A 17,377-nucleotide genomic window follows, 5' to 3' on the forward strand; every position below is an offset into this window, starting at 1 on the left:
GCAGCCCGCACGCCGAGCAGGCCGCACGCCCAGCAGGCCGCACGCCGAGCGCGGGCGGTGCTGACCGGAGCCGGCGCCGGTTGGGAACCGCCGCGGGCGCCGGTCATGGTTGCCCGCCGCGGGGTTGGCGGCGCGAGCGGGTGACCCAGCCCAGGAACCGGCGGTTCAGGTCCTGCGGATCGGGACAGTGCGGGCCGCACACCTCGGCCAGGTCGTACACCGCCTCGTGCAGGTAGTGCGCCAACGTGATCATCAGACCGATACGGTCGCCGTCGTGCCCGGCCAGCAGGGCCAGCTTCGCCGGACCGCACGGCCACGGCCCCGCGCAGATGCGACACAGCCAGGTCGGACGCAACGGCACGTGATACGCCCGATGCACCACCACACCCGCCGGCCGGTGCCGCCCGATGGTCACCGGGACCGCTCCAGGGTCCGGCTCCGGTCCACCGGCACCGCCGCCAACTTCCCCGGACCGCACGGGACACACCGGCTGTCGCCCACCGGCAACTCGTCCACCACAACGGGCGGCCGATCCGGGCCGCTCACCAGTGCCCCCGGTTACGCCGATGCCGCAACACCCGAGCACCGCCGTGCCGACCCGCGCGCTCGCCGCTGACCGGTGCAGGCACGGCGGTCGGCATGGTGGCCCGGTCCGGTACACCCGGCGAGATCGCCGGACACCCACCACGGAGCCACCGACGGCCGCAGACGCAGTGCCGGGACCACCATGTCCGGCGCTGATGAACGCTCATGACCGATCCTTTCCTTCCCACGGGCGGAGGGGGCCGTCCGGTGACCGGGGGACCACCGGACGGCCCCACACAGAGAATCGTGCGATCGGTGGCCGAACAAACACAGCCCGTGGCGATATGGTGAGTGGACGTTCACTACGTCCCATCAGGAGTGGCTATGAACGATGCCCTGCGCGCGGCCATGAACGACGCGGGCGCCACCGTCGAATCGCTCGCGGAACGCGCCGAGGTGGACCCCAAGACGGTCGCCCGGTGGTTGTCGCCCGGCCGGATCCCGCACGCCCGGCATCGCGCGGCGGCCGCGGCGGCGCTCGGCCGGGACATTGGGGACCTTTGGCCAGACACCTCAAGACGTCGCGACCCGGTGTGGTTCCGCCCGTGGCAGGAGATCGAGCGCGAGGCCGTGGCGCTGCGGTGGTTCGAGTCCGTCGTCCTGCCCGGCCTGTTGCAGACCGAGGCGTACGCGCGGGCCGTGCTGGAGGGCGCCGGCCTGGTCGCGCCGGCCCAGGTGCAGCGCCGGCTCACCGCCCGGATGGCCCGGCAGGCGATCCTGGAGCGCGACGACCCGCCGCAGCTCACCGCCGTGATCGACGAGACCGTGCTGCGCCGGCCGATCGGTGGCCGCCAGACCATGCACGAGCAACTGTGCGCCCTGGCCGCCGGCGGCGAACGGCCGCACGTGCGGGTGCACGTCGTGCCCGCCTCGGTCGGCGCGTACGCCGGGCTGAACGGACCCTTCGTGATCGCCACCTCGACCGACCGGCGGACCGCGTGCTACCTGGACAACCAGCTCGAAGGACACCTCGCTAGCGCCGCCGAGGACATCGCGGTGATACTGGACGCGTGGGAGGCGGTTCGCGGCGAGGCCCTGAACCACCGACAGTCGATCGAGCTGATCAAGGAAGTGGCGAAGACATGGAGCTGACCGGCGCGCGGTGGCGCACCTCCACCCGCAGCAGCGGCAACGGCGGAGCTTGCGTCGAGGTGGCCGACAACCTGCCCGGCGTCGTCCTGGTCCGGGACAGCAAGGACCGCGACGGCGGCACCCTCGCCTTCGGCCCGGCCCGGTGGCGGGGCTTCGTCGACCTCGCGAAGCGGATCGGACCGGTCGACTGACCGGCCCCCGCCGGCACGGTCGGACGCCCCGACCCTGATCCCAGGGCCGGGGCGTCCGGTCAGCCGGTCCGTGCCGGTCAGTTGATCCCGAGGACCCTGCCGTTTCGGGTACGGCCGCAGGGTGTAGGTGCTGCGGGCCGGCGAGGTCTGGCTGCCGCTGTCGCCGATGAGGTTGTCCGGCCAGACCGGTTCCAGGCCGAGGTTCTGGGCGTTGGACACCGTGTGCAGCAGCCCGTCGGATCCGGTGGTGGCGTGCGAGAGCAGGAACTTCGCGGACTCCCGCATGATCGGGTAGTTGGACTGGGCGGCAACCAATAGGGCGACAGTCAGCGCGCAGACGTCCGGCCTCTACCGGATCCGGACGGCCGTGGGGGCCGCGCCGGTCGGCGCGGCCCCCACGGTCCGGGATCTCTCAGACCCGGGTCCACTTCTGGTTGGGCGTGCCCGCGCAGTCCCACAGTTGCAGCCGCGATCCGTTCGCGGTGCCGTTGTCCACCACGTCGACACACCGGTTCGCGGCGATGTTCACCAGGTCACCGGCCGAGCTGTACGCGAACTTCTGCGCGCCGGTGCCGTTGCAGGTGTAGAGCTGGATCACCGTACCGTTGCCGGTCCCGGCGGCCCGCGCGTCCATGCACTTGCCCAGGGCGCGCACGGTGCCGTCGCTGCCGATGGTCCACTGCTGGGCGCCGGTGCCGTTGCAGTCGTAGATCTGCAACGGCACGCTGTCCACCGGGTTCGCCGACGGGATGTCGATGCACCGGCCGCTGAGGTTGGACCGCAGCGCCGAGGTGCTGCCCGACGGCGGCGGGGTGGTGCCGCCGCCGGTCGTGGTGTCGACGTGGATGTAGTCGATCAGCATCCGGGCCGGCGACGGGGTGCTGCCGTCCGGGCTGCCCGGGAAGTTCCCGCCGACGGCCAGGTTGAGGATGATGAAGAACGGGTGGTTGAACACCCACGGGTTGCCCCGGGTGCTGGCCGGGGTGGCCCGGAAGTACTCGGACCCGTCGACCGTCCAGATGATCAGATCCGGCGACCAGTCGATCGCGTAGTTGTGGAAGGCGTTGCCCAGCGGCGCGGAGAGCGTCCGCGTGCCGCCCACGCCGTTGCCGCCGGAGTAGCCGGGTCCGTGGATCGTGCCGAAGACCGTGTTCGGCTGGCCGCCGACGTTCTCCATGATGTCGATCTCGCCGTCGGTGGGCCAGTTGGAGCCGCCGAGCATCCAGAAGGCCGGCCACAGGCCCGCGCCCTTGGGCACCTGGATCCGCGCCTCGATGTGGCCGTACTGCTGGGTGAACTTGCCGGACGTGTGGATCCGGCCGGAGGTCCACTGGCAGGTGCCGTACCAGCAGGAGTGCCCGCCGCTCTCCCGGCGCGCCTCGATCACCAGGTGGCCCTGGCCGTCCTGGTAGACGTTGCTGGTGCCGCTATTGTAGTACTCCAGTTCGTTGTTGCCGAAGCCGCCGCCGCCGGTGTCGAAGTTCCACCGGGCGGTGTTCACGCCGGTGCCGGCGGCGCCGTTGAACTCCTCCGCCCAGACCACCGCGGCGTCGGCGGGATCCTGTCCGGACGAGATGGTGAGGCCGCCGACGACGGTGACCAGCACGGTCGCCGCGGCGAGCAGGAGCCTTCGTCTGTGCATCGGGGCACCTCCGAAAGTCGGGGGATGGGGGTGGACCGGGTCCGGGGGTCGCGGACCCGGGCGGGGCAACGGCCGGCGGCGCACCGCCACCGGCCTCCGGTCAGGGGCCGCTGACGATGCGGAGACGGGTACGCCCGTCGACAGGGGTGAAACCAATGCGGGGTCATCGCGGAGCAGAGCTGTCGTCGCGCCCACGGAAGAACCCGGGCCACGCCCCGTACGGCGCGGCCGTCCTCGGTGGGTCCGCATGGGCGTCCGCTGGCGGACGACCATTCACCCGGCGCTGCCGCGGTCCGGCTGCCCGATGCCGACGCCGCGGTAACATCCAAGAAACACTTTGCAGAGCTAAATGTCAAGAGTCTTTACAGATACGGCCGGGACGGTCGGATCAACGGCAACGCGCCGTAACAACACCAACGCATTCAGCGCATCGACGCGTCAGCGAGTTATGATCTCCAGTCCCAGCGGCGCACACGAAGGCCAGGTGTCCATGGCACGGCGGGCAACGGTGCGGCAGCTCGCCGCCGAAACCGGCTTGTCGGTCGCGACCGTGTCCCGCGCGCTCAACGGTCACGCCAACGTCGCCGAGCACACCCGCGAGGCGGTGTTGCAGGCGGTCGGTCGACTGGGCCGCCGGGCGCCGTCGCGGCGCACCGACCGCGCCACCGTGTACGTGCGCTGCCCCTACCTGCTCACCGACTACTTCGGCATCATCGTCTCCTCCATCGTCGAAACGGTCGAGCTGCACGACATGGACGTGCTGCTGAACGCCGGCCGGGCCGCGCGCGACCAGGTCGTCCTGCCCACCCTGCCGGTCCGGTCCAGTGTGGATGGCGCGGTGCTGATCCTGCCCCCCGAGCCGGCGGAGGACCTGGCCGCGCTGCGCGACGCGGGGTTCCCGTTCGTGGTGGTCGACCCGCGGGTTCCGCCGCCCCGCGACATCGCCGCGGTGTCCGCAGCGCACGTCAGCGGGGCGCGCGCCGTGATGGACCACCTGGTGCGGCTGGGGCACCGCCGGGTGGGCATCATCGGCGGCCCCCGGGACTGGCTGGTGACCAACGCGCGGATGACCGGCTACACCGCGCCGCTGGCGGACGTCGGCGTGCTGCCCAGCCCCGACCTGGTGTGCTTCGTCAGCGACCCGACCATGGAGCAGGGCTACCAGGCCGCCCGCGAACTGCTGGACCGGCCGGACCGACCGACCGCGCTGGTGGGCTTCAACGACAAGATCGCGGTGGGTGCGCTGCACGCCGCACGGGAGCGCGGCCTGCGGGTACCGGCGGACCTGTCCGTCGTCGGCTTCGACGACAGCGAGATCGGCCGGGCCACCGATCCCGTGCTCACCACCGTCCGCCAGCCGCTCGCCGAACTCGGCCGGATGGCCGTCACGTTGCTGCTGCGCCAGTTGCGCGGGCACGAACTCGACGCGCTGCACGTGGAACTGGCCACCGAGCTGGTGGAACGCGCGTCCACCGCACCGGCCGCCACCGGCCCGTAACGCGTTACATCCGGTACGCCGCAGCCGCTCGCCGCGAACCGGCGGACTTCGCATTGACATGCGGCGATTTACGGTGTCTTGTGACACCGTGCCCGGCGCGCGCCCGCGCGGCGGGCACGGACCTCCCGCGGAGAGGAGAGGGCCGTCGCCGCACCTCGGCGGCGGCGGCCGGGACCCGTCCGGCGCATGCCGCCGGCGACCCCCGGGACCGGTGCTGCCCGGCACCGGTCCCGGCTCGTCCACCTTGGCCCGCCCGCCGGTCCCGGTCCGTCCGCCTTGGCCCGCCCGCCGGTCCCGGTCCGTCCGCTCCCGATGCCGCTCCGGCATTCGCCTGAACGCACGGCCCCGACCCGACGTTCTCCTGAGGTACGACGTTTTCGCGCGGAACGCCCGGTGCGGCTCCCGGTGCGAGGCGTGACTTGCGACCTTCGGGACGGACGATGGCGGTACCACCGGTTGACCACGACGAGCGCATCCACTGGACCCGGGCGCCCCAGGCGGCGCTGCGGGCGGTGCTCACCTCGGGCCGCACCCGCGGATACCTGGCCATCGCCGCCCTGCTGGTGACGCTGCTGGGCATCGGCGCCGGTGCCGTCCTGCGGGCCGGCTCCGGCCGGCCCGGCGCGGCCGAGGAGCCGCTGGTGGGCGTGCCGATCCCAACCGGGCAGGAGGCCGCGCTGGCGCAGGCCGCCGACGCCTGCCCCACGCTGTCCGTCCCCCGGCTGGCCGCCCAACTGATGACCGCCTCCCGCTTCGAGCGCGACGCCACCACGGCCGACGGGGGTCGCGGGGTGGCCGGGCTGACCGACGAGCTGTGGACGCGGTGGAGCCCGTCGCCGCACGCCGACCGTCTCGACCCGGCCGCGAACATCACCGCCCTGGCGCATCACATGTGCGACCTGGTCGGCGCGGTACGGGCCACCGGGGCGAAGGGCGACCTCTGGCAGCTCGCCCTGGCCGCCCACCACTCGGGCCTGGCGGCGCTGCGCGGCGGCGACACGATCCCGAGCGCCGCCGCGAGCTACGTGGAGACGGTCCGCCGGTACGCGCTCTGGTACGCCACGCCCGGCTCGGACCGGCAGCCACCGGCCATCGCCGCCCCGCCGGCCGGCAGCACCGTGCCCGGGACGTCCGGTCCCACCCCGACCGGACCCGGCGGGCCGGACCGCGACGCACCGGGCGGCGGCGCGCGGCCACCAGCCGGCGGACCCGACGCCGTGGCCGCCGGCGCGCCGGACTCCGGCGGCCACCCCGCCGACAGCGGCGGCAAGACCGGCACAACCGGCACCCAGCCCGCCGCCGCGCAGGCCAAGCCCGCGGCGTCCCCCTCCACCCGGGCGGCCGCCTCGCCCACCCCCACCGGCCGGCTGATCCGCGGCTACCAGGGCCGCTGCATCACCGTGCCGGGCGGCACCGCCCGCGACGGCGTCCAGCTCCAGATGCAGTCCTGCACCGGTGGCGGCGGGCAGCGCTGGTCCGCCGGCGCCAACGGCTCGCTGCGGGCGCTGGGAATGTGCATGGACCTCGCCAACGCGTCCACCGCCGACGGCACGCGCATCCAACTGGCCCGCTGCAACGGCGGCTGGGCCCAGCGGCTCACCGTCAACAAGGCACACGACCTGGTGAACACCGAGATCGGCAAGTGCGTGGACGTGCGGGACTGGAACACCGCGGCCGGGGCCCTGCTCCAGCTCTGGACCTGCACGGGCGAGGAGAACCAGAAGTGGTTCCTGGGCTGATCCGCCGGCCGCAGGCTCCCCCCGACGCCCGGCACGCTGACTACAGTCAATGGCACGGCGGACGCCCAACCGGGGCCGTCGGCGGCCCCCGAAAGGGCGGCAGGAGGAGAAGCGGCCAGACATGGCGGACCACACCGCGCACGTGCGTGACCAGCTCGACCTCTACCTGACCGGCGCCCTCGACACCGAGCGGGAGAGACACGTCGAGCGGCACCTGTTCACGTGCCCCACCTGCCGGGTCGAGGCCGACCAGGCCAGCGAGGTCGCGCTGGAGTTGACCGTCGCGTCCGCGCCGCCGGGGGACGAACCCGACCCGGCCCCGACCATCGCGCCCCGCCCATGACCGGATCGCCCATGACCGGATCGCCCATGCCGGCCGGCCGGCACCTGGAGCTGGCGATGCTCGCCGAACTGGTCCGGCGGGTGGAGGCCGGCCACGGTGGCGTGGCGTGGATCGAGGGCGAGCCCGGAATCGGCAAGTCCCTCCTGCTCGACGCGTTCACCGCCCGCTGCGACCGGTCGCCGGTGACGGTGCGGACCGGCCGGGGACAGCCCGGACGGCGGCCGACCGCGCCGGCCACCCTGGCCCGGATGCTCGGGCCGGACCTGCCGGTCACGGCCGGCCTGCCCGAGGCGGTCGACCGGCTCGACGCGGCGGTCGCCGCGCTCTGCGCCGACGGTCCGGTCGTGCTGGTCCTGGACGACCTGCACGAGGCCGACGAGGCCAGCCTGCTGGCCTGGCACCGGCTCGGGCGGGCCACCGCACACCTGCCGCTGCTGCTGGTCAGCGCCAGCCGGCCGCAGCCGTACCGGCAGCGGGTCGCGCAGCTACGCGCCCTCATCGAGCAGCACGAGGGCCGGGCGATCAGTCTCGGCCCGCTGTCCGATGCGGACCTGACGGCCGTCGCCGGCGACCGGCTCGGCGCCCCGCCCGGCCCGCGTCTCGTCCGGTACCTGCGCGCGGTCGGCGGCAACCCGGCCGCCGCGCTGCGGCTGATCGCCGCGCTGGACCGGGCCGGCCTGCTGCACCCGGCGGCGGGCCGGACCGACCTCGGCGCGATCGGTGCCGGCAGCGCCGCCGTACTCGAAGAGGTCCTCTGCCACGGCCTGCCGGAAACCACCCGCCGGGCGCTGCGCACCGCCGCCCTGCTGGGTACGCGCTTCGACGCGGCCGAACTGAGCTGCGTGCTGGATGCCGCGCTGCCGGAGGTGATGGCGATGCTGTCCACCGCCGTCGGCCGACGGGTGGTCCACGACGACGGGGACGGGCTGTCGTTCCCGCACCGCGTCGTCCGCGACGCCCTCGCCCGCACGTTCACCGCCGCCCAGCGTCGCAGCTTCCACTACCGGGCGGCGTCCGCGCTCATCGCCCAGGGCGCCCCGCCGGCCACCGTGGCCCGGCACCTGACCGGGGCGGGACGGCTTCCGGCACCGGCCATCCGCTGGCTCGCCCGGCTCACCGAACCGGCGTTGCTCAGCGACCCGGCCGCGTTCTGCGCGCTGCTGCGGCGCGCCCTCGGCCAGGCCGGCGGCGACGCCGGGGCCGCGCTGGCCATCCGGGCCGGCACGGTCGAATACCGGCTCGGTCACTTCCACCGGGCCGCCCGGTGCGCAGCGGCCGGCTCCGACGCCGACCCGCGGACCGCCGCCCAGCTACGCCGGCTCGCCGTCCGCGCCCAGTTACGCGCCGGTCAGCCGGACCGGGCCGCCGAGCTGGCCGCCGGTAGCGCCGACGCGCAACTGGGTGGATGGCACGCGGTCGCGCTGGCCGCGCTGGACCGGACCGCCGAGGCCCGGCACCTGCTGGCCGCGCTGTCCGACCCGCAGACCGATCCGATGGTCGCCGCCATCGTCACGCACGCGCGGGTCCTGGCCGGCGAGACGCCGCCGAGCGCCGAGGAGCTGATCCGGTGCCGCGACGCGCTGCCGGCCGGGGTCGAGGCCGCCGAACTGCGGGCGCTGATCCAGGCCGACCTGATCGGCCTGCTGGTGCAGACCGGACCGGCACCGCTGCTGCGGGCGGCCGTCGCGCAGGCGGCCACCGTCGCCGCGGACGCCGACCCGCAGCTCGCCGAGCGGCTCACCGCGGCCGCCGGCTGGGCCACCTATCTGACCGGCGGCTGGGCCGACCTCGGCGTACCGGATCCGGAGCTGGCGGCGCTCGTCGCGGCCCGCCGGCTGCGTCCGGCCAGCACCTCGCGGTCGCACCGCCGGGCGCCGGCGGCGGCGCCCGGACGGGCGGGGCTCGAACTGGCGGCGATCGGCGCCGAACGCTCCGGCCGGCTCGACGTCGCCCTCCGGCTGCGGCAGCGCGCCCTCACGCCCACCGCCACGGACCGGCCGAGCTGCCTGCACGGGGCCGAACAGGTGGCCCGGCTCGCCGTCGCGACCGGTGCCCGCGACGACGCCGCGGCGGTGGCGCGCTGGTGCGCCCGGGTGGCCGCGGCCGAGCGCCTGCCGGCCCAGGTCGCGATGTCCGCGCTGGTGGACGGGCTGGTCGCGGGCGAGCCCGGCGCCCTGCTGGCGGCGGCCGACGACCTGGGCCGGATCGGTGCGCCGCTGCAACAGGCAGGCGCGCTGGAGGAGGCGGCGGTCCTCCTGGGCCGGGCCGGCGACCGGGTGGCCGCCATGCGTGCCCTGCGGGCGGCGGTGACCGCCTTCGCCGCCGTCGGCGCGACCTGGGACGTGGAACGGGCCGACGCCCGGCTCCGCGAGGTCGGCGTCCGGCGGCGTACCCCCGCCGCGCCGTCGACGACCGGCTGGGCGGCGCTGACCCCGGCCGAGTTCCGGGTGGTGCGGCTGGCCGCCCGGGGACTGTCCAACCGGGAGATAGCAGCCGAACTGTTCCTCAGCCAGAACACCGTACAGACGCACATGGCCCGGATCCGCGCGAAACTGGGCCTGCGGTCACGCCTGGACATCGCCCGGGCCGCCGGCTTCCGCGGCGACTCCGCGCAGCCCGGCGTCGTCGCGCAGCCCGGCCTCGTCGCGCAGCGCCACCAGCCGGGCGAGGGCGGTCCGCGAACGGCAGTCGAGCTTGCGGAGGGCACCTGACACGTGGGTCTGCACGGTGTTGCGGGACAACATCATCGTCCGGGCGACGTCCGCATTGGTCAGCCCCTGCGCGACGAGCCGGGCGATGCTCAACTCGGTGGCGGTCAGCGCCGCCCACCCGTGCCGCGCGGCCCGCGGTGCGGCGCGTTCGCCGCGCCGGATCCCGTACCGGCGCAGCCGGGCGCCCGCCCGCCGCACGTCCCAGGCCGCGCCGTGCTCCAGGTACCGGTCGATGGCCTGGTTGAAGCATCCGCGCGCCCGGCCCGGCTCACCGGCCTCCGCCAGATGCACGGCCGCCTCCTCCAGGGCCATCGCCGCGCACAGCGACCACCCGCCGGACGCGAAGTCGGCGGCGCACGCGAGCAGCGCGTCCGGGTCGGCCTCCACCATGGCCCGGCAGGTGAGTGCCGCCAACCGCACGTCGCGGGTCGCCCGGCCGCCGCTGTCGGCCACGGCCTCCGCCGCCGCGCGGGCGACCCTGTCGTCACCGAGCACCTGGGCCAGCCGTACCAGGAACATGGCCTCGAAGGCGCGGCTGTTGCGCCGGCTGCCCGCCGGCAGGTCGAGGTACCCGCACCGGATGCGCAGCGCCTGCGGCAGGTCGCCGGCGACCTCGGCCCGCAGCGCCACGGCCTCCAGCAGGTACGCGCCCGTCGGGCCGGTGATCCGGTCCGGTTCGCCGTCCGTGACCCCGGCCGCCCGCAGGTGCTCCCGCGCCCGCTCCGGCTCGCCCCGCCGGTACGCGATCACCGCCCGCATCCCGTGCAGGTAGGCGAAGGCGGGGTGCGCCAGCGCCGCGGGACCCAACTGGGCGACGTGCAGCAGCGCCTCGTCCCAGTGCCCGCGGTCGAAGTGGTAGTCGGCCGCGTGCGCCCGCACGGTCGAGGCCCGGTACGTCCCGACCCGCTCCGCCGTGATCAGCAGCTCCTCGAAGGCGGTCGGTGCCTCGGGCGAACCGAGCGCGCCCAACCGGGCGGCCCGGTTGCCGGCCAGTTGCAGGCGCAGGTCCAACGACTCCGGATCGTTCCCGAGCGCCGCCATGCCGGCCTCCAGGTGGGCCGGCTGCTGGTCGGCCTCGGCGACCACGGCCAGCGCGCTGTGCGCGTAGGCGACGCCCAGCGCGTCGCCCAGCCCCTCGGCCTGCTCCAGCGCCGCGCGCCCCTGCGTCCGGGCCTCCTCGACCCGGCCGAGGAAGGCCAGCGCGTTCGCCGACCAGGCGGACAGCCGTGCCCGCCACCGCGGCGGGGTGTCCGGACGTTCGATCGCGGGCGCCACCGTCGCCACCGCCTCGTCGAACCGGCCCAGCCGGGCGAACGACCGCATCACCTTGATCCGCAGCCGCGCCGACTCGCCCGGGTCGGCGGTGGCCGCCAGCACCGACGGACCGACCTCGACCACCAGATCGTCGCGGCCGGTCCAGAACGCCACCACGATCAGCCGGTGGTGCAGGGGCAGCCAGCAGGCGTCGGTCGCCGCCGCGGCCCGGATCGCCCGCCGCAGCAGTTCCAGGTACGCCGCCGGGGCCGTGTACAGGGTGGACTCGGGCCGGACCGCCAGCCAGTCCCGCGCCCAGGTCTGCAATGGATCCGGCGCGGCGGTCAGGTGGCTGGCCACCCGCAGTTCCGGGCGACCGGCCGCGGCCAGCGTGCGGGCGATGTGATCGTGCAGTCCGCCCCGGACCGCCGCGGGGATCTGGGACAGCAGCGCCTGCCGGATCAGCTCGTGCCGGAATCGGGCGTAGCCGCGGGACACCTCGACCGCACCGGCCGCGCCCGCGGCCGCGAGCGCCCCGCGACCGGCACCCTCGCCCACCGCGCGGGCGGAGCTTTCGCCCGGACCGAGCACGAGGTCCAGGTCCTCCACCGGGAACTCGTTGCCGAGCGCCGCCCCCAGCCGGACGGCGTGCAGTTGCTCGGGACTGAGCACGCCGAGCCGGCGCAGCAGCGCGTCGGCCAGCGACCGCGGCACCGGTTCGGCGGCGCCGAGATCGACCCGGCCGCCGGCCACCGGCACGAGCCGACCGCCGCGGGCAGCGTGCAGGATCTCCCGGACGTACAGCGGGCTGCCGCCGGCCGCGGCCAGCAGCGCGGTCAGCAGCGGCCCGGGCTCGGCGGCCAGCTCCTGCCGCACCAGACACGCGACGTCGGCCGGGCCGAGCGGTTCCAGCCGCAGCCGCGCCCCGGCGGCGGCCCGCAGGGCGGCCCGGGGCGAGCCGGGTTCGATCGGTACCGGCCGGGTGGTGACCAGGATCAGCAGCGGAAGCTGGTCGGTCATCCCGGCCAGCCGCTCGGCCAGCGTGAGGCTCGCCGCGTCCGCCCACTGGACGTCCTCCAGGACGAGCACGTGTGGACGCTCGGCGCAGAGCCGCTCGGCCAGCTCCAACAGCAGCTCGGTGGCGGCCAGCACCGGATCGGCGTAGCGGACCCCGTCGGTGGCGCGCCCGGCGAGCAGCCGCGCGATCGGCACCCGCGCCGGATCGGTCGACCAGCCGAAGACGCCCAGCGAGTCGGCCACGACCCGCAGCGGAAAGCTCTCGGTGAGCTGGTCGGCGTACCCGGTCAGCACCGCGCAGTCACCCGGTGCGGCCCGCTCAACCAGTTCGGCCACCTCGGCCAGCAGGTGCGACTTGCCGAGGCCGGCGTCGCCCTCGATCCAGACCGTCCCGCCCTGACCCGCCGACAGCTCGTCGAGCGCGCCTGCCAGCAGCGCCAACTCCGCGTCGCGTCCTACCGTGAGCCGCCCTCCCACGCCCGTAGCGTAAGCGGAGCGCGCCCGCCACGGTGTCCGCGACCCGGCGTCGGCGGCCGGTAACAATCACTCGATTCAACGATGGTCACCCGTCGGCGTTCGGACGAGCCTTCAAGCAATGGCTGACGTGGAGGCACCATGATCCTGACTACCGCCGGCGACGTACGGCCGTACCGCACCGCGACCCGCCCCCGCAGCGCCGAGGACCGCCTCGGCGAACTGCACGCCCTGTTCCGCCGGCAGTTGCTGGGCTACGTCGGCAAGGCCATGTGCGGCGACCGGGCCGCCGCCGAGGACGTCGTGCAGGAGACCTTCACCCGCGCCTGGCGTCACCTGCGGCAGCACGACGACGTCGACGTCGCGGAGCTACGGCCCTGGCTGTACACGGTGGCCCGCCGGCTGGTCATCGACGTGCTGCGGGCACGCCGGGCGCGGCCCACCGAGGTCGCCGTCACGGACCTCGCGGCCGTGGCGGTCAGCGACGGTGACCTGGGTCGGCTGGTGCGGGCCGAGGCGGTCCGCGAGGCGCTGCGGTCGCTCTCGGCGGAACACCGGACCGTCCTGATCGAACTGTACTTCCACGACCGGTCCCCGGCCGAGATCGCCGAACTTCTCGGGATTCCGGTCGGCACCGTCCGGTCCCGCAGCCACTACGCCAAGCAGGCGCTGCGCGCGTACCTGGCGGATTAGCGCCGAAGCCGCAGCGCACACCATCTCGGTTTGCCAATTGGATCCCGGAGGCAGGTTCGGCGCCGTCGTCGGCACCTCACCCTGTTCGACCTGACGGCGGTCGCCTTTCTGGGTGCCGGTTCCTTCACACAGGCCGAATGGTGCACCGCGAGGGCCATCCACCTGGCACCGCCTCGCGTCCCCCGCTGCACCAGAAAGCTCCCCCAAAAGGCGGCCGCCACCCCGGCCTCGGCCCGCCGGAGGGTTCTGCCCCCTCCTGGACCGGCAGCACGCCGTGGCGGGCGCGGGTGGCCGGTTTCGCCGGCAGGTGCGGCAGCCGGTAGCGCGGCGTGGCGGGCTCCCCGGGCGCGAGGTCGGCTCGGTCACGCAGGTCATTCTCGAATCAGCCCTCGGACATGTCTGGCAAACGAGGGTTTTGATGGTGATCACTTGCTACGGTGCCACGGTGCCCAGTCTTCGCCGTGGTCCCGGCCCCCTGGTGTTGAGCATTTGCCTATTCGCCGCATACTCCGCGGTATCGGTAATGAAGCAGACGAAGATGCAGACGAGTGCATATGATCTCGGAATATTTACTCAGGTCGTCGAGTCGTACTCCAGGCTACGATTGCCGATATCGGACATCAAAGGTCCCGGGTACGATATACTCGGCGACCACTTCTCACCGATCCTTGTGCTCGTCGCCCCGATATACAGAGTGTTCCCCGATCCAATAACCCTCCTTGTCGTCCAGTCGGCCCTGCTGGCAATCTCGGGTGTTCCTATCACAAATTTGGCCATCGACAGATGCGGTCGACCCTGGGGAATCCTGATAGGGATCGCATACGGTCTGTCTTTCGGCATCCAGCAGGCAGCGAGCTTCGACTTCCACGAAGTTGCCTTTGCCGTCCCTCTGATTGTGGTGTGCATGACGTTTCTTGCCCGCAAACGCTGGTTGGCCGCGGCGCTGTCATCGCTGCCCTTGTTCCTGGTGAAGGAGGATCAGGCACTTATTGTGCTCGCGGTCGGCGCCTACATATTCTTCCGCGGACCGCGCCGCCTTGGTGCCGCACTGAGCATCGCCGCACTTGTTGTCGGTGCGACAACGGTGTTCCTGGTAATTCCAGCCTTCAATCAGGATCACACATACGCATACCTCAGCGCGGCGGGGCCAACGAATCACGGCGTACTCACAGGGCTGTATCTCCCGCCCGAGAAGATCGGTCTACTGGTCGCGCTGACTGCACCGACCATTTTTCTGTCGCTAGCATCACCGATGGTGTTGATGGTGATGCCGAGCCTCATTCTTAGACTGTGGGCAACGAATCCGGGCTACTGGGCGACCGACCTGCATTACAACTGCGTGCTGATGCCGATCCTGTTCGTTGCGTTTCTCGATGCATTGCACAACCTGTCCAGTCGGCCTTCTGTCCTCAAAACCAGGGTGGTTGAATTCGTCCACACTTCTGGAATCACCCGCCGGATCCCGCGCAGCAAAGAGCTACAATGGCAATCGCTTACGCGTGCATTTTCAGCCTGTGGCGTGTTGGCCGTAGCCGTGGCGACAACTCTCACCAGCCATCCACTCCGATGTCTCATCCAACCGGGTTTCTGGAGAGTCGAGCCCGACCTTGCCGACGCGCGCGCGACACTCGAAACGATTCCGCAGGGGGCCGAGGTGTCGGCCGCCAACAAACTTGCACCTCAGTTGGTCACGCACCACACCGTCTTGATGTTTCCAGACGAGCCCACTGCGGACATTCATCCGGAATGGGTCGCGGTGAAGGCGGTTCCCGATGATTGGCCCGTCCCTGCGGCGGATCAGTTGGCTGCTATACAGCGCCTCCCGTCACTCGGCTACGTCGAATTCGCCAGAGGCGGAGGGGTCGTCGTGTACCGACACTCATTGGACAGTGGCACACGACCTGACAACTGAGCGGCAAGTGCCGGCGCGGCAAAACCGCGCCGGCATGGCCGACCAAACCCTTCCACCCGCCGCGACCTGCGGCAACTGGTCCCACCCGCTAATCCCGCTCAGATCATGTCCGCTCCGAACGGACGAGGCTAGCCTCCGATCATCGAGCGTCCCATCCCCGCCAGCTCGGTGAAGACCCCGAACACGCCGAGCGCCAGCACCACGGTGGCGGTGGCGCACCCCGCGCCGACCAGGTCGACGAAGCGTCGCGTGGGCCGCCCGGCCCCGGGCGGGAAGCCGGGCGGAAGCTCGGCGGCCTCCTCACCGCCGTGGGCCAGGGTGATCAGTGCGGTCGCCACCAGCGACAGCCCGGCACCGAGCAGCACCACGGTGACCTCCGTACCGCCCGGCCAGACCAACCGGGACAGCCCCACGAGCGCGCCGAACAACCCGGCCAGGCCGGCGACTCCCAGCGGCACGAACTCGTTGCCGAAGCCGGCCTGCCGCGCCCGGACCAGCAGCGCCACCGCGCCGGTGCCGGCCATCGCCAGCCCGTACCCGGTGCCGGAGAGGGCGAGCACCGGCAGTGCCACCAGGAGCGCGCAGGCCGGCCCGGCCAGCAGCACGCTCAGCAGCCGGCGGGACCGGGCCAGCAGCGCGTCGGCCGGCGGCGGGGGGTGAGCGGCCGGCGTAGCCGGTTCACCCCCCGCCGCCGGCCGCTGCTGGGACCAGACGGCCGCGAGCGCCGAGGTCCGCCGGGCCAGGCCGATCGCGGCCAGCGCCACCACCGCCGTGGCGGCGGCGCTGCGCAGCCCGTCGGCGGAGATCGCCACCAGCAGCACCGAGACCAGCATCGCGGTGGCGATCTCCAGCCCGAGGACCGCCACCAGCGCCTCCGGCGTCGCGGCCAGGCTCAGCAGGACCGCGACGGTCGCGCCGACCAGCGCACCGCTCCAGCCGAACGCGTTGCCGGCGATCACCCCGGCCAGCAGCGCCCCGGCGACCGCGAGGCAGGGAACGGCCGCCAGCGAGGTCAGGACGCACAGCGCGGCCGGCACCGGGATCCGCTGCTGAGCCAGCGCCCAACCGGTCGCCGGCAGCAGCAGCCCGACCACCACCAGCACGGTGGCCGCGGCGACCGGCGCGGTCCCCGCGAGCCCCGGCACCAGCAGCGCGGCCGTGACCAACCAGACCAGCCCGAAGCAGAGCAGTACGAGCGGGCGGGGCCAGTCCCGGGCCCGCTGGCGCTCGGCCTCGCCGGCGATCAGTTCGTCCAGGTCGGTCAGCACCGGCTGCCCGCCGGGATCCCGGCCGATGTCCCGCAGGTAGAGCACCTGGCCGTCGACCACCCCGGCGCCGCCGAGCGAGGCGGTCAACGGCAGCGGCTCGGCCCCGGCCACGGCCAGCGACCAGACCGCCGGCAGCGCCCCGCGGTGCCCCGGTTCGCAGAGCGTGGCCAGGGCGGCCGAATACTCGGCGATCGGTGCCTCGCTCGGCAGGGCGAGGTCCGCCCGCCGCCGGCCGCCGACCACCGTGACCCGACTGCGTCCGTCCAGCATGGAAATCAGTGCGTCCAGGTGTTGATGTTGGCGGTCTCGCAGTCGGTGTAGTTGGTCCAGTTGACGGTCGCGGTGTTGCCGATCGCGCCGAGCTGGCCCGGTGCCGACATCAGGTCGGCGGCGGCGGTGTCCCACTTCTTCTGGAGATCCTGCCAGTTCACGTTGGCCTGGCCGGCCCAGTACTCGTGCAGCGGGGCCAGTTGGGTCTTGAGGGTCGACAGTTCGGTGCCGATCCTCGTGGCGATGTCGAGGATCGTGGTGCCGCTGCTGGCCAGTTCCTCGGTGACGGTGATCCGGGTGCCCATCGGGTCCGGCATGGTGCCTCCTCTACTCGGGACCGGGGCGTGCCGCCCCGACCGGGTCAGCTGTCAGAACCGGGCCGGGGCAGGTTGCCCAGCAGGTTCTGGAAGTTGTTGGTGTTCGTGGTCTCGGACTCGACGTAGTTGCCGGCGTTGCTGTCCAGGCCCGTCGCGATGGTGTTGAGCACCTCGTTGAGGGCGGTGGCGTCCCGTCCCCACTGGTCGGACAGTGCCTGCAACGCCAGCGCCGCCGTGCCCTGGTACGTACTCATCAGGCCGGCGACGTACGCCCGCATCGCCGCGATGTCGTTCTGGATGGTGCTGTTGACCGAGCGGCAGTTGGTCGCGGCCGCGACCAGCGTCTCGGGGGTGACCTTGAATTCCATGGC

13 protein-coding genes and 1 pseudogene are annotated in these 17,377 nt (G+C 73.3%); 8 read left to right on the forward strand and 6 right to left on the reverse strand.

Going from position 1 to position 17,377, the window contains the following annotated elements; all coding sequences use genetic code 11:
• Positions 1–103 precede the first annotated feature (103 nt).
• Positions 104–379 (reverse strand): hypothetical protein, encoded by a 276-nt coding sequence (locus CIK06_RS16295; RefSeq protein WP_095567896.1) that lies wholly within the window; start codon positions 377–379, stop codon positions 104–106.
• Between the two features lie 530 nt (positions 380–909).
• Here CIK06_RS16295 and CIK06_RS16300 point away from each other — a divergent pair.
• Positions 910–1,677, forward strand: a complete 768-nt coding sequence (locus CIK06_RS16300) for a DUF5753 domain-containing protein (RefSeq protein WP_095565538.1) — start codon at positions 910–912, stop codon at positions 1,675–1,677.
• The gene (locus CIK06_RS16305) at positions 1,668–1,868 is read left to right on the forward strand and encodes a DUF397 domain-containing protein (protein WP_095565539.1); all 201 of its coding nucleotides are present in this window, start codon (positions 1,668–1,670) and stop codon (positions 1,866–1,868) included. Before CIK06_RS16300 ends, CIK06_RS16305 begins: the two co-directional genes overlap by 10 nt.
• 412 nt (positions 1,869–2,280) lie before the next feature.
• Here the strand turns inward: CIK06_RS16305 and CIK06_RS16310 are convergent, their stop codons facing one another.
• Positions 2,281–3,510 (reverse strand): glycoside hydrolase family 16 protein, encoded by a 1,230-nt coding sequence (locus CIK06_RS16310; RefSeq protein WP_095565540.1) that lies wholly within the window; start codon positions 3,508–3,510, stop codon positions 2,281–2,283.
• A 490-nt stretch (positions 3,511–4,000) separates the two neighbouring features.
• Between CIK06_RS16310 and CIK06_RS16315 the strand changes: the two genes are divergently transcribed.
• The 4 genes from CIK06_RS16315 to CIK06_RS31155 all read left to right on the forward strand — a co-directional run bounded on the left by CIK06_RS16315 (position 4,001) and on the right by CIK06_RS31155 (position 9,801).
• On the forward strand, positions 4,001–5,008 hold the full coding sequence (locus CIK06_RS16315) for a LacI family DNA-binding transcriptional regulator (protein ID WP_095567897.1): 1,008 nt from the start codon (positions 4,001–4,003) through the stop codon (positions 5,006–5,008).
• Between the two features lie 440 nt (positions 5,009–5,448).
• The gene (locus tag CIK06_RS32160; RefSeq protein WP_095565541.1) at positions 5,449–6,747 is read left to right on the forward strand and encodes a ricin-type beta-trefoil lectin domain protein; all 1,299 of its coding nucleotides are present in this window, start codon (positions 5,449–5,451) and stop codon (positions 6,745–6,747) included.
• 121 nt (positions 6,748–6,868) lie between these two features.
• On the forward strand, positions 6,869–7,090 hold the full coding sequence (locus CIK06_RS16325; protein ID WP_157756795.1) for an anti-sigma factor: 222 nt from the start codon (positions 6,869–6,871) through the stop codon (positions 7,088–7,090).
• Between the two features lie 11 nt (positions 7,091–7,101).
• On the forward strand, positions 7,102–9,801 hold the full coding sequence (locus CIK06_RS31155) for a LuxR C-terminal-related transcriptional regulator (RefSeq protein WP_232533667.1): 2,700 nt from the start codon (positions 7,102–7,104) through the stop codon (positions 9,799–9,801).
• Positions 9,802–9,807: 6 nt separating this feature from the next.
• On the opposite strand, the pseudogene CIK06_RS16335 reads toward CIK06_RS31155, so the two are convergent.
• Positions 9,808–12,549 (reverse strand): annotated as a pseudogene (locus CIK06_RS16335) (AAA family ATPase); the annotation flags it as partial.
• Positions 12,550–12,687: 138 nt separating this feature from the next.
• On the opposite strand from CIK06_RS16335, the gene CIK06_RS16340 reads away from it, so the two are divergent.
• Together CIK06_RS16340 and CIK06_RS16345 are read left to right on the forward strand one after the other, a co-directional pair.
• Complete coding sequence (locus CIK06_RS16340) at positions 12,688–13,239, forward strand: sigma-70 family RNA polymerase sigma factor (protein WP_095565545.1); 552 nt, start codon at positions 12,688–12,690, stop codon at positions 13,237–13,239.
• Between the two features lie 523 nt (positions 13,240–13,762).
• On the forward strand, positions 13,763–15,151 hold the full coding sequence (locus CIK06_RS16345) for a DUF2079 domain-containing protein (RefSeq protein ID WP_157756796.1): 1,389 nt from the start codon (positions 13,763–13,765) through the stop codon (positions 15,149–15,151).
• A 128-nt stretch (positions 15,152–15,279) separates the two neighbouring features.
• On the opposite strand, the gene CIK06_RS16350 is transcribed toward CIK06_RS16345, so the two are convergent.
• From CIK06_RS16350 to CIK06_RS16360, 3 genes are read right to left on the reverse strand one after another with little or no spacing between them, the layout of a single operon-like run.
• A complete protein-coding gene (locus CIK06_RS16350; RefSeq protein ID WP_095565547.1) occupies positions 15,280–16,689 on the reverse strand; it encodes an EsaB/YukD family protein in 1,410 nt (469 codons plus the stop codon).
• A 5-nt stretch (positions 16,690–16,694) separates the two neighbouring features.
• The gene (locus CIK06_RS16355; RefSeq protein WP_095565548.1) at positions 16,695–17,006 is read right to left on the reverse strand and encodes a WXG100 family type VII secretion target; all 312 of its coding nucleotides are present in this window, start codon (positions 17,004–17,006) and stop codon (positions 16,695–16,697) included.
• Between the two features lie 44 nt (positions 17,007–17,050).
• A complete protein-coding gene (locus tag CIK06_RS16360; RefSeq protein WP_157756797.1) occupies positions 17,051–17,374 on the reverse strand; it encodes a WXG100 family type VII secretion target in 324 nt (107 codons plus the stop codon).
• Positions 17,375–17,377 lie beyond the last annotated feature (3 nt).

This window comes from Plantactinospora sp. KBS50 (assembly GCF_002285795.1).
Lineage (GTDB): Bacteria > Actinomycetota > Actinomycetes > Mycobacteriales > Micromonosporaceae > KBS50.

What these genes read in the sequence shown, in the direction of transcription:
- CIK06_RS16310 (WP_095565540.1), bottom strand. Translation starts at nt 3,510, where the DNA reads ATGCACAGACGAAGGCTCCTGCTCGCCGCGGCGACCGTGCTGGTCACC.
- CIK06_RS32160 (WP_095565541.1), top strand. Translation starts at nt 5,449, where the DNA reads ATGGCGGTACCACCGGTTGACCACGACGAGCGCATCCACTGGACCCGG.
- CIK06_RS16360 (WP_157756797.1), bottom strand. Translation starts at nt 17,374, where the DNA reads ATGGAATTCAAGGTCACCCCCGAGACGCTGGTCGCGGCCGCGACCAAC.
- CIK06_RS16315 (WP_095567897.1), top strand. Translation starts at nt 4,001, where the DNA reads ATGGCACGGCGGGCAACGGTGCGGCAGCTCGCCGCCGAAACCGGCTTG.
- CIK06_RS16325 (WP_157756795.1), top strand. Translation starts at nt 6,869, where the DNA reads ATGGCGGACCACACCGCGCACGTGCGTGACCAGCTCGACCTCTACCTG.
- CIK06_RS16355 (WP_095565548.1), bottom strand. Translation starts at nt 17,006, where the DNA reads ATGCCGGACCCGATGGGCACCCGGATCACCGTCACCGAGGAACTGGCC.
- CIK06_RS16300 (WP_095565538.1), top strand. Translation starts at nt 910, where the DNA reads ATGAACGATGCCCTGCGCGCGGCCATGAACGACGCGGGCGCCACCGTC.
- CIK06_RS16305 (WP_095565539.1), top strand. Translation starts at nt 1,668, where the DNA reads ATGGAGCTGACCGGCGCGCGGTGGCGCACCTCCACCCGCAGCAGCGGC.
- CIK06_RS16340 (WP_095565545.1), top strand. Translation starts at nt 12,688, where the DNA reads ATGATCCTGACTACCGCCGGCGACGTACGGCCGTACCGCACCGCGACC.
- CIK06_RS16350 (WP_095565547.1), bottom strand. Translation starts at nt 16,689, where the DNA reads ATGCTGGACGGACGCAGTCGGGTCACGGTGGTCGGCGGCCGGCGGCGG.
- CIK06_RS31155 (WP_232533667.1), top strand. Translation starts at nt 7,102, where the DNA reads ATGACCGGATCGCCCATGCCGGCCGGCCGGCACCTGGAGCTGGCGATG.
- CIK06_RS16345 (WP_157756796.1), top strand. Translation starts at nt 13,763, where the DNA reads ATGAAGCAGACGAAGATGCAGACGAGTGCATATGATCTCGGAATATTT.